This window comes from Hyphomonas sp., assembly GCF_018402285.1.
In the GTDB taxonomy this organism is placed as follows: Bacteria; Pseudomonadota; Alphaproteobacteria; order Caulobacterales; family Hyphomonadaceae; genus Hyphomonas.
In genome coordinates, this window is sequence record NZ_JAGYJH010000003.1 from 527,763 (window position 1) to 540,037 (window position 12,275).

Genomic DNA, 12,275 nt, shown 5'->3' on the forward strand with positions numbered 1-12,275 from the left:
GTCACTCTATGCCTGTCAGTTTCATTAACGACTGTAGCGGCGCATCCCACCAGGGCAGCTTCGGCGCGGCGCAGACGTCCTCGCCTACTCGGCCGCGCAGCATGGGGGCGGCCGCGACGATCTGTTCGTCGAGTAGGCGTGGAAAGGGGGACTTCGCGTCGTTATCAGCATTTGCGAGGCTGCCGCGGAGGCGTAGGTCGCAGAGTTGTGCCACATCTTCCGGCATTGCGCGTAGTTTTTTTGCCCATTTTACATCCCATAGCCTTGCGGTGTTGTCCCAGCTCCAGGTGAGGATGCGGGCCTCGTCGTCCGAGAAGGCGGCGCCGGTGACCAGGTCCTCATGCTGGAGGGCGGGCCCGATCTGTGCGCCGGTGGCAGTGTCCCAAAGGCGTGCGGTGTTGTCCCAGCTCCAGGTGAGGATTCGTGCCTCGTCCTTCGAGAAGGCGGCGCCTGAGACAGAGCGCTCATGCTTGAGGGCTGGCCCGATCTGTGCACCGGTGGCAGCGTCCCAGATGCGTGCGGTGTTGTCCTCGCTCCAGGTGAGGATGCGGGCATCGTCCTTCGAGAAGGCGGCGCCGGAGACAGGGCCGTCATGCTTGAGGGCGGGCCCGATCTGTGCGCCGGTGGCGGCGTCCCAGATGCGTGCATCACCGGCAGTGCCGGGACGATCCCAGCTCCAAGTGAGGATACGGGCCTCATCGTTCGAGAAAGCGGCGCCGTAGACTAGGCCGTCATGCTGGAGGGTGGGCCCGATCTGTGCGCCGGTGGCAGCGTCCCAGAGGCGTGCGTCACCAGCGATGCCGAGATGAACCCCGCTCCAGGTGAGGATACGGGCCTCGTCCTTAGAGAAGGCAGCGCCTTTGACCCCGTCCTTATGCTGCAGGGCGGGCCCGATCTGTGCGCCGGTGGCGGCGTCCCAGAGTCTTGCGGTGCCGTCACGACTCCAGGTGAGGATGCGGGCATCGTCCTTCGAGAAGGCGGCGCCGGAGACAGGGCCGTCATGCTTGAGGGCGGGCCCGATCTGTGCGCCGGTGGCGGCGTCCCAGATGCGTGCATCACCGGCGGTGCCGAGAAGAACCCCGTTCCAGGTTAGGATTCGGGTCTCGTCGTTCGAGAAGGTGGCACCGGAGATAGAGCCGTCATGCTGGAGGGCGGGTCCGATCTGGGCGCCGGTGGCAGCGTCCCAGAGGCGTGCGTCACCAGCGGTGCCGAGAGGATTCCCGCTCCAGGTGAGGATACGGGCCTCGTCCTTAGAGAAGGCAGCGCCTTTGACCCCGTCCTTATGCTGCAGGGCGGGCCCGATCTGTGCGCCGGTGGCGGCGTCCCAGAGGCGTGCAGTGTTGTCCCCGCTCCAGGTGAGGATGCGGGCCTCGTCGTTCGAGAAGGCGGCGCCGAAGACAGAGCCGTCATGCTGGACGGCGGGCCCGATCTGGGCGCTGGTCGCACTGTCCCAGAGCCTTGCGGTGCCGTCACGACTCCAGGTGAGGATACGGGCCTCGTCGTCCGAGAAGGCGGCGCCGGTGACCCCGTCCTCATGCTGGAGGGCGGGCCCGATCTGTACGCCGGTGGCAGCGTCCCAGAGCCTTGCGGTGCCGTCACGACCCCAGGTGAGGATGCGGGCCTCGTCGTCCGAGAAGACGGCGCCTTTGACCCCGTCCTTATGCTGCAGGGCGGGCCCGATCTGTGCGCCGGTGGCGGCGTCCCAAAGGCGTGCGGTGTTGTCCTCGCTCCAGGTGAGGATGCGGGATTCGTCGCTCGAGAAGGCAGCGCCGTAGACATCATTCTCATGCTTGAGGGCTGGCCCGATCTGTGCGCCGGTGGCGGCGTCCCAGAGGCGTGCGTCACCAGCGATGCCTAGATGATCCCAGCTCCAGGTGAGGATTCGTGCCTCGTCCTTCGAGAAGGCGGCGCCTGAGACAGAGCGCTCATGCTTGAGGGCTGGCCCGATCTGTGCACCGGTGGCGGCGTCCCAGATGCGTGCGGTGTTGTCCTCGCTCCAGGTGAGGATGCGGGCATCGTCCTTCGAGAAGGCGGCGCCGGAGACAGGGCCGTCATGCTTGAGGGCGGGCCCGATCTGTGCGCCGGTGGCGGCGTCCCAGAGTCTTGCGGTGCCGTCACGACTCCAGGTGAGGATTCGTGCCTCGTCCTTCGAGAAGGCGGCGCCGTAGACTAGGCCGTCATGCTTGAGGGCGGGCCCGATCTGTGCGCCGGTGGCGGCGTCCCAGAGTCTTGCGGTGCCGTCACGACTCCAGGTGAGGATTCGTGCCTCGTCCTTCGAGAAGGCGGCGCCGGAGACAGGGCCGTCATGCTTGAGGGCGGGCCCGATCTGTGCGCCGGTGGCAGCGTCCCAGAGGCGTGCGTCACCAACGATGCCGAGATGAACCCCGCTCCAGGTGAGGATGCGCGCGTCGTCCTTCGAGAAGGCAGCGCCGTAGACATCATTCTCATGCTTGAGAGCGGGCCCGATCTGTGCGCCGGTGGCAGTGTCCCAAAGGCGTGCGGTGTTGTCCCAGCTCCAGGTGAGGATGCGGGCATCGTCCTTCGAGAAGGCGGCGCCGGAGACAGGACCGTCATGCTTGATGGCGACTCGTTGCCTTATCGTCTGCGCGGCCGAGATAAAACTAGCATGCGCCTCGGGTGTAGAGGGCGACATGGCCGTTTCTCGGGTGGACAATATCGACAGGAGCAACGCACTCCTTGGGTTGCCATCCGCCATGAACTGCTCGGCGGTGCGTGCCAGCATCAGGGACTTCGACTTCCCAAAAGCTCGTTGTTCGGAGACCAGGAACCAACCGCCTAGTGCGAGGGCCGAAAAACCGAGGACAAGGATCAGCGCCGCCATCGCTTGCCAGCGGGCGGCGCGGCGGCGTTGGCGCAGTTCGCGTTCGGCTTGTGCCTTGTCGCGGGCGGCGGCCTCGTCTTCGGCCGTGCGGCAGGCCTTTAGGTATTCCATTGGTAGGCCGCGCAAGGCTTGCGCCATGTCCTTACGCTGAAGGTAGGCTTCGGCGGCTCCCAGTCGCTCGCCCCGGTGGACGAGTAGATCAGCTGACCGATAGGACAGCGTCTTTTCTTGGCGCGACCATTCCTGCGCCGAGCGGATAATGCGCCCGAGGCCTTCGAGTACGATCCGCTCTTCACTGATCCAGGCGGCAAGGCCGCGCCAGTGCCGAAGGACGGCTTCGTGGCTGACTTCGACGACTGACTCACCCGCGGTTTCGGAAGCGACGAGCAAGCGCTCTTCGATGAAGTGGCCGATCAGCCGCCGCGACGCCTCCGGGATGTCTGCTGTGCGCGCGACCCGGCGCTTCGGACTCGCATCGGCTTCATCCAGTTGTACCAGCCACGGGATAAATGCCGCGCGGGCGAGGCTGTCGAGTTCATATCGCGTTAAAGGCAGCGCGGGGTCCGATTCGGCTTTGCGCAGCGCAGCTTCTACAGCCGAATTGATGGCGCCGCTGACGCCGCCAAGGCCGGTTTCGTATTCCTGGAGAGAGAGAGTCCGGTCGCGCCCATAGTCCTTCACCAGACGTTCCAGTGTGAAGGCGAGGAGGGGCAGAGCGTCGGCCTTGTCGAGATCGCTGATCAGGCGGTCGGTCAGCGCGGGATTGATGGTAATGGGCGGATCTGTGAGCCGGGCCGGGCCTTCGATCACTTCGCGAAACGCCGAGGGCGGCAGGGCAGGCAGGTTGAACAGGCGCAGCTGCGCGGCGAGGCGATTGTCGGCCTGCAGGCTGCCGAGCGAGTCCGAGCGGATGGTGGCGGCGACGATTAGGTCCGGCTTTGATGCGAGCACGTCGAGTAGAAGCTCGATAGCGGCAGGCGCGCTGGCATTGTCGGCGGAGAAGAGTTCTTCAGCCTGGTCAAGCGGCAGGAGGAGCGTTGGCGCAGCGCCGCTCCAGGTTTCATTGGCGGCGGCGGCCATCGACTGGAAGCGGGCGACGACATTGGCTTGGCGCGAGGTAAGGGCTTCGGCGGCGACCTTAGGCGCCGAGGCGCCAAGTGTATTGGCTAGGCCGGTTTCGCCTGAGAGCGCATCGCGGCTGGGCCGCCAAGTGGGCAGCACGAGGAAGTTTTCTTCGTCGCGCTTCAGACGGGCGAGAAGGCCTGCTTTCAGGAAGCTCGACTTGCCCGCGCCGGAGGCGGCGGCAATCGTCAGTATGCGCTGGGGCGTGCCTCCTCGCATCTGGCGGAGCGCGTCGAGGCCTGCGGTGATCTGCGCATCGCGGCCGAAGAAGATGGCGGCGTCTTCTTCTTCCAGAGCCTTCAGGCCCTGATAAGGCGGGCGGCCTTCGGGGAGGCGGAAGTGTTTTGGGTCTAGGCCTGCGCGCTGCAGGCCGAAGCGCAGGCGCGTGAGGCCGTCCTCGCGCAGCTCTGGCGAGGAGATGTTCGCCATTTGGAACTGGGAGGTGAGCTCCAGCGGCAGCTCACTCCAGGCCGTGGGCTGGATCAGGACCGGAAAGATCTTCTTGCCGAGCGCCTTAGCGAACTTGAACTCGTGGAAGCACCATTTGGAGGCGCACCAGTCAGGCGAGACGAGCACGACGACGGCGAGGCAGCGCTCGCCAGCCTTCTGCAGCTCCTCTTCCCAGCGCTGCCCGGGGGCTAGGCCCTGCTCGGGGTCAAGGTCTAGGAAGGCTTCGGCATAGCCTTCGGCCCGCAGCCAATCGCGCACGGCGACCGCTTCTGCGTTGTTTTTGCTCGAATGGCTGATGAACATCACGCCCACTCGATCTGTCCTCCCACGGGCAGAGGATCATCGCAAAAGTTGTCCGATGGCAAGCGGGGAGGTGTAAGCAGGGCTGCGCAAATGCAGCAAGATGCAGCGAAATCGACGCGTTTCTGGTACCTTCGGAGCCGGGCTGTGATTCGCAGGAGAGCGAGCAATGCAGCTTTGGCCAATAATGTTGGAACACGCGACGCCCGAAGCGATCGCCGAGTTTGTCAAAGGCAATGAAAACGAACTGTTTGCCGTCTCTGGCTGGTTTCTGGATGAAGCCGGGCTTGAGGCAAAAGTCGGCCTTGGCGATTGCCTTCCGGAGGTCTGGGCGCGGCACGCCTATTGGCGGCCGGAAGAGGTCGCGGCGCTCAGCCTGGGAAAGAATCCCACCATCATCGATGAGACAACCTGTATTCCCGCCATGTTCCGGCAGGATGTCGCGCAACAGTTTCTCGAAAACCTGGAAGCGATCCGGCGGGCCATAGATACGGGCGACATGTTCGAGTTTGCACGCCCCTGGTATGCTCTCAGCTGGCTGAAAACCAACCGGATCGACTTCCCGGAGCAGCTTGAGAACGAGGTCGCAAAACTTGGCGGCACCGTCTCCGACTGGCGCGCCAAGTATGAGCGCACACAGACACTTCTAGCCAATCTTGAAGACGCCCTGACACAGACGGAGGAAGCGCTTGCCGACTCTGACGCGCATCATAGCTGGTCTGCCTCCCGGAAAGTGGTCCAGTATTTGAGTTAGTCCCGGCTCCGATTGGTGCTGACCCCGACTTTGGTCCGGCCTTCATGCGACTTTTCGGGCTGGTTCAAGTAGGGCCGCAAAGGCGCTTGGCGTCAAGTTTCCAAGCGCCGAATGCGGCCGGCTTTGGTTGTAATCGTCTCGCCATTCACTCAGCCGGCTTCGGGCGTCGGCCATCGACAGGAACCAGGCGGCGTTGAGGCACTCCTGTCGAAGCCGGCTGTTGAAGGACTCAATGTAAGCATTATCCGTGGGTTTTCCGGGCCTTGAGAAGTCGAGCTCGACTTTGTTGAGATACGCCCATTGATCGAGCAGCCGCCCGGCGAACTCCGGACCGTTGTCGACTCGAATGCTTCGAGGTTTCCCCCTCAGCCGGGCGATCCGGTCGAGTTCGTCGATCACCTGGTAAGCCCGGAAGTTTGTCCTCGCAGATGTCGCGAGAGCTTCTCTCGTATGACAGTCAACAATCGTCAGGATGCGGAACGGTCTTTCATCGAATAGCCGATCAGAAACGAAGTCCATGGCCCAGACATCGTTCGGCATTCCAGCCTCGGGGCGTCCTGAGCGGTATCGGCAGGCGCGCCTTCGCCTCGGGCTTCGGGTCCGGATCGACAGCCCTTCTTCACTGTAAATCCGGTAGATCCGCTTGTGGTTCACGGTCCAGCCTTCCCGCTGCAGCAGGACATGCAGGCGCCGGTAGCCATAGCGGACCCGCGTCTCGGCCAGCTCTTTCAGGCGCATCCGGATTTCCACTGCCGGATCGCGGCAGGACTGATATCTGTGGGCAGCCCGCCCGAAGCCCATCGCCCTACAGGCGCGGCGCTCGGACACCGCAAACACGTCCTGGTAATGGCGGACGACTTCGCGGCGCCGGGCGGGCTTCACCACTTTTTTCGCAAGGCATCCTGCAGCATGGTCTTGTCCAGTGTCAGGTCCGCCACCAGCCGCTTGAGCGTAGAGTTCTCTTCCTCCAGCTGCTTCAGTCGTCGGATTTCCGAAACACCCATCCCGGCATAGACCTTCTTCCACCGGTAGAACGTCGCCTCGGCAACACCCATCTTCCGGCAGATCTCGCCGACCGGCGTCCCGGTCTCCGCCTGCCGCAGGGCAAAGGCGATCTGTTCGTCTGAAAACTTCTTTCTCGGCATCGGCACTCTCCTCTCCATCGAGAATTGTGCCCGATTTTTCGCAATCCGTCCGGACCAGTTTTAAGGGTCAGGACCACTCTCCCGCGCGGTTATTTGCGTGCTGAAGGATCTTCAGGCGCTGAACAATAACAGCCTGATGGTTTTTCCCTCTCACCAATCCCCCGGCAAGCCGATCAGCGAAGCGACAATGACCCTCGCTCTTCGCCGGATGGGCCATACCCAGTCCGAACATGTTCCTCATGGCTTCCGCGCCAGCGCGTCCAGCCTGCTGAACGAAAGCGGAAAATGGCATGCCGACGCCAAAGAAGCCGAGCTTGGCCATGTCGGCGGCGATCAGCTGCGCAAAGCGTACCACCGTGCGCGGTACTGGGATGAGCGCGTGGCGATGGCGGAATGGTGGGCTGGCGAAGTGGTCAAAAGACTCAATAGCTGAACAGCGAACGCGAGGATGCTTTCTGAGATATGCGGGCACGTCACTCGCCACTATGGACGTCGTTCCACCATTGGCGTGGGAGCACACCCGTGAGAAAGGCGTCCAAGCCTTTGGGCTTCGATGACTCGCAGACATCTTCGCCGACTTTGTAGCCGAGTGAGTTGAGCAATGGCGTGGTTTTGAAGTCAGCTTCAATCAACTGCCTGATTGGTGTTCTTCCGTGGTTATCCGAGTCAACGGCGTGCTTCATTGTGTCCGAACAAGGAGCTACGACAACAAGCGGCCCGAGATCTTTGCTTGCATCAAGGCGGGTTGATTCGTCAGTTGCGGCGCCTGGCGGCGATCCAACTCTCCAGACTTGCGCTGTTCGGGTATTCGAGGTTGTGACCATCCAATGCCCGTCCGGCGAGAATGCAGAGGAAGAAAAACGTGCAATACCGGAAGGGTGGTCAATAACTTCGGAGGTCCAATCTACAGCCAGGACCTCCATTCTTGAATCTTGCGTGCGTCGCAGTTCTGCTGAGAGCGCTGTGCTTCCAAGCTTGGCCAATCCGTTCGGCAGCTTGAAAAGCAGCTTTGATCCTTCCGGTGAGAAGACAGCCGCTCCCCGTTCAAATTCAAAGTCAACATCCACATTTTCCAAGTTGAACCCAACCCAGCCCGCATCCATGGCGGTCATATCGTACCAGACACGAACAAGCCCATCCAATGACATTGTGAGCGCAGTGTTAGAGCCGAATGCAAATGTCGCGAATGTCACCTCGCCTCCGTGCCCCCGCAATATATCTTCCTGCCAGGCGCCGTTCTCCAATGCGGTCCACACACGAGCTGTGCGATCGGCTGAGGCTGTTATGATTCTCCTTCCATCCTCGGAAAACCGTGCGGAAAATACGGCACTGCCATGCCCACTGAGCGGCGTCGGATTCCATCCGCCATCGGAGCGTTCAGTCCAGATCGCAGCGTAGCCGTCTGACGACGCAGTCAGCAAGCTGGTGCTGTCAGGGGAGAACTGGACAGAATGTATAGTTCCTTGGTGCCACTGCAGAGGATTCGATTCCCAAGAGCCATCTGAGACTTCCCGCCACACTCGGACTGTTGTGACCGAAAATTCTTCTGACACAAAGAAGCTGCCGCGCTCGCTAGTCTCAACAAACTCGGGGAAATCGGAATTGGCGTGGAGCTCCGTTGACCCATCCGTTGTCAACGCGAGGACCTTTGATCCATCGGGAGAGAACTCAGCTGACAAAACACTACCTTCGCCGGCGTCTAGCACGCGACTGGACCAGCCACCGAGCTCGTCAGATTCCCATATCCGGATGGTTCCATCCGCTGATGCTGTCACAATTCTGGTGCTGTCAGGCGAGAATGCGGCCGAATTGACCCTGGATGTGTGGCCTTGAAGCTCTTCACTTTGCCACGCACCAAATTCGTTCATGGACCAAACCCGCGCCGTTCCATCGTTCGAAGCAGTAACGATCCGGGTTCCGTCAGGAGAGAATGATGCAGTGTTGATCCGGCGCTTGTGCCCTTCCAGCGAAACGATCCATCGGGCGGCCTGACTGGCAGCGTCCAGTTGAACATCAAAGCCGTCGGCACGCGGAGACAATGCGCTGTTGCGGCTACCTAACACAGCAAGTCGAAGTGCCTGACCAGAGTTGCCTTCTGCCAGGGCATTCCGGCTTTCATCGAGCAGGATCGCCGAATAGCCCCGCTGCAATATTCGTTCGCCTTGCACCAGAAACCACGACGCTGTCACGACTCCGGCAAATGCAACAACGAGAAACACCCCAAAGGCGGACTGCCATATTGCTGTGCGTCGGCGCTGGCGCTTTTCCCGCTGCGCCTGCGCGATTTCCTTTGCAGCCAGTTCGTCCTCAGCCTTCCGGCAAGCAACAAGGTAGCTACTACCCTCGGCGCCCAAAATTTGTTCGAGATCGCGCCGCGCTATAAGTTCTTCTGCGAGTTTCAGGCGTTCGCCGCGATGCACCAGCATGTCGTGCCGCTGTGTCATGCGGATGTCTGACATCCAATCCCGAGCTGCTCTCTGGATCCGGTGGAGCCTCTCAAGCACGATCCGTTCTTCGCTGATCCACGCAGCAACGCCGCGCCAGTGGCGAAGGACGGCTTCATGGCTGACCTCAACAACCGTTTCGTCGCTTGCACTTGATGCCACGAGCAAACGCTCTTCGACAAAGTGCAGGATGAGCAGCCGCGAGTTTTCCGGAATTTCGGAGAGGCGCGCGACGCGCCGTCTCGGACTTGCGTCTGCTTCATCCAACTGGACGAGCCAAGGGATGAAGGCGACTCGGGCGAGAGTGTCGAGATCGTGACGTGTATTCGGCAGGGCAGGGTCATTCTCTGCTCTGCGCATCGCGGCTTCAACGGCTGCGTTAATGGCACCTGAGACGCCTCCAAGCCCGGTCTGATATTCTTGGAGGTCGAGAAGACCATCGCTACCGTACTCGGCCACAAGCCGTTCCAGCGTAAAGGCGAGCAGCGGCAGCGCGTCGGCACGGTCAAGGTCTGCAATCAAACGCTCCGTGAGCGCGGGCTTAATGCGTAGCGGAGGCTTTGCAAGCGCGGCGGGGCCTTCGATGACCTCCTTGAAGGCTGAAGGGGGCAGGGCAGGCAGGTTGAACAGGTTCAGCTGGCCGGCGACGCGGGCATCGGCCTGCAGCCCGCCGAGCGAGTCCGAACGAATGGTGGCGATGAAGAGAAGGTCCGGCTTTTCGGCGAGCGCCTGAACAAGGAGATCAATAGCGGCGAGGGCGCTGGAGTTTTCCGCTGAAAACAGCTCCTCCGCCTGGTCGAGCGGAAGGACCAGGGAGGGCGGGGGCCGCTCGCCTGCGCCTGGTACGCCGAAGGTCTGCATACGTTGGATGACGGCTGCCTGCATTGCGGCAAGGGCGGGCTCTACCCTGCCTGGCGTCTCCAGACCCAGGGACTTCAACAATCCCGTTTCGCCGCCGAGCGCATCACGGCCGGGGCGCCATGTGGGCAGTATGAGGAAATTTTCCTCATCGCGGCGCAGGCGCGCGAGCAGGCCTGCCTTCAGGAAGCTTGACTTGCCGGCGCCCGAAGCCGCCGCAATCGTCAGGATGCGGTGCGGGTCGCCGCCGCGAATCTGGCGCAGCGCGTCCAGTCCTGCAGTGATCTGCGCGTCGCGGCCGAAGAATATTGCCACGTCGTCTTCCTCAAAGGATCTGAGCCCGCGATAGGGCGGACGGGCCGGGTCGGATGGCGGGGGCCAGCCAAAATGGTTCGGACCGATCTGAGCGCGTTTCAGGCCGAGTTTCAGCTTTTCGAAGCCGCCTTCGGCGAGCGTAGGATCGCTGATGTTGACGAACTGAATGTCGGAGACGAAGCTCGGTATCTTAACAGTGAGCGGCGCCACGATGATCGGGAAGATCGGCTTGCCGCGAGACTCTGCGTGGGTGAATTCCCGTGCGCATTCGGGCGAGCGGATCCAGTCGTCTGACAGACAGACAATCACGGCCTCGCAGTTGTTTCCAATTTCATCCAACCGCTGGCGCCAGCGTTCGCCGCCGCCGAGTGCATCCAGATCAAGAAAGATCTGAGCGGGACCCCAGCCGTTTGAAACGAGCCAATCGCGAACGCCGATGGCTTCGGCGTTGTTCCGGCTGGAATGGCTGATGAATATCATTCCCATCACAAGTGGTCCCGCACCCTGTTGGCCGATTCATTTCAACGTTCAAACGAGACCGATGGCAAGCGAAGACGAGCGACGGACGACGAGACCATCCTGGGCACCATTCAGTAGTTTCAGGCACTTCAGATGTGCCGCGTGGGCAGGCCGGGTGATAGTTTCACAGTCTCCATCGAAATGTAGGCGGACATGTCGTACATCTCCATCCGTTTCAGGAGCTGTTTGTAGACGGTGTCGTAGTATTCGACATTCGGCAGGACGAGCTTGAGTATATAGTCGAAATTACCGGTGAGCCGGTGGACCTCGACGATTTCCGGGATCGCGTTTACCGCAGTGTGGAATTCGTCCAGCCAGTTCTTGGAGTGGCGCCCTGTCCGCACAAGCAGAAAGATCGTGGTCGGCAGGTTGATCTTTTTCCGGTCGAGCAGGGCCATCGAGCCGGTGATGTAGCCCTCCGCCTTCAGCCGGGCGATGCGGCGCGAGCAGGCTGACGGCGACAGCGACAGGGTCTCGGCGATTTCTGCGGCCGGGATATCGGCGTTCTCCTGAAGGAGGGCGAGAAGCTTGCGGTCACGGTCATCCAGCATGACCTGATATTAGCTCCGGATTACCCAATGATGCAATTGCGTTGCGTAAAGAACTTTAACGACGCGGATTTTGTGCATCCGACGTCGAAAAGTGTACCATGAATGCGCGCATAAACGGTTCCGGGCAGGCTATGCTTGAGCTTCTTGAGGAATAGCGGGAGCAGACATCATGAAAACAATCGGCCTGATTGGCGGCATGAGCTGGGAGTCCACGGCAACCTATTACCGCTACATCAATGAAGCGGTCCGGGATCAGGCGGGCGGGCTCGCGTCTGCCGAATTGATCCTCAACTCACTCGATTTTTCCAAAGTCGTTGCCCTCCAGAAGGCTGACCGGTGGGATGACGCCGGCGTGCTTCTTGGCGCTGCGGGCGCGGGTCTTGTCCGGGCCGGGGCGGACTGTGTTCTCATCTGCACGAACACGATGCATCTGGTGGCAGATCAGGTCGCGCGCATGTCGGGCGTGCCCCTGATCGATATCATCGATGAAACCGCTGCCGTTCTCAAAGCCGATGGCCGGAAGCGGCCCTTGCTGCTTGCCACACGCTACACGATGGAGCACGGCTTTTACTCAGACCGCATGGCGGCCCACGGCGTCAGCGTTCAGGTGCCGGATGCCGGTGACCGCGCCGCCGTGCACGAGATCATCTTCAGCGAGCTTTGCCAGGGGGTTGTTTCGGACGTGTCCCGCAAGCGGCTGGAGGGGATTGTGGCAGTTGCCGCTGAGCGCGGCGCCGATAGCGTCATTCTCGGGTGCACCGAGATCCAGCTCCTCCTGGCGGCCGATAGCCTCGCTTTGCCGGGCTATGATTCCACACTCATCCATGCGGACGCGGCCGTCAGGTTCGCGCTTTCAGGCGAAGCGGGCGGGCGCCCTGGCGCGGCTCCTCAAATGATGGATATACAGAGCGCCGGGGCCGGCCTGCTCCGGACGCGCTGATGAAGGGTACGTCCGCCCCGGCCAGGGGGCAGGGG

7 protein-coding genes are annotated in these 12,275 nt (G+C 61.8%); 3 read left to right on the plus strand and 4 right to left on the minus strand.

Going from position 1 to position 12,275, the window contains the following annotated elements; genetic code table 11:
* Position 1: 1 nt before the first annotated feature.
* On the minus strand, positions 2-4,717 hold the full coding sequence (locus KG722_RS05245; protein ID WP_300998373.1) for a TIR domain-containing protein: 4,716 nt from the start codon (positions 4,715-4,717) through the stop codon (positions 2-4).
* A 166-nt stretch (positions 4,718-4,883) separates the two neighbouring features.
* On the opposite strand from KG722_RS05245, the gene KG722_RS05250 reads away from it, so the two are divergent.
* A complete protein-coding gene (locus KG722_RS05250) occupies positions 4,884-5,468 on the plus strand; it encodes a hypothetical protein (protein ID WP_213270371.1) in 585 nt (194 codons plus the stop codon).
* A 42-nt stretch (positions 5,469-5,510) separates the two neighbouring features.
* On the opposite strand, the gene KG722_RS05255 is transcribed toward KG722_RS05250, so the two are convergent.
* Positions 5,511-6,613 (minus strand): IS3 family transposase gene (locus KG722_RS05255; protein WP_213270374.1). Its coding sequence is split into 2 segments (ribosomal slippage): positions 5,511-6,361 and positions 6,361-6,613, totalling 1,104 coding nucleotides; the frame shifts between segments, so codons are not numbered across the junction.
* 97 nt (positions 6,614-6,710) lie between these two features.
* Between KG722_RS05255 and KG722_RS05260 the strand changes: the two genes are divergently transcribed.
* Positions 6,711-7,046, plus strand: coding sequence for a hypothetical protein (locus KG722_RS05260; RefSeq protein WP_213270377.1), 336 nt, complete (start codon positions 6,711-6,713; stop codon positions 7,044-7,046).
* 40 nt (positions 7,047-7,086) lie between these two features.
* Here KG722_RS05260 and KG722_RS05265 read toward each other — a convergent pair whose 3' ends face one another.
* Together KG722_RS05265 and KG722_RS05270 are read right to left on the minus strand one after the other, a co-directional pair.
* Positions 7,087-10,716, minus strand: coding sequence for a TIR domain-containing protein (locus KG722_RS05265; protein ID WP_213270380.1), 3,630 nt, complete (start codon positions 10,714-10,716; stop codon positions 7,087-7,089).
* Positions 10,717-10,838: 122 nt separating this feature from the next.
* Positions 10,839-11,300 carry an Lrp/AsnC family transcriptional regulator gene (locus KG722_RS05270; RefSeq protein ID WP_213270385.1) on the minus strand — a complete coding sequence of 154 codons (462 nt, stop codon included), beginning with the start codon at positions 11,298-11,300 and terminating at the stop codon, positions 10,839-10,841.
* Positions 11,301-11,469: 169 nt separating this feature from the next.
* On the opposite strand from KG722_RS05270, the gene KG722_RS05275 reads away from it, so the two are divergent.
* Positions 11,470-12,240: an aspartate/glutamate racemase family protein gene (locus KG722_RS05275; RefSeq protein ID WP_213270398.1), complete on the plus strand. Its 771-nt coding sequence runs from the start codon at positions 11,470-11,472 to the stop codon at positions 12,238-12,240.
* Positions 12,241-12,275: the final 35 nt, after the last annotated feature.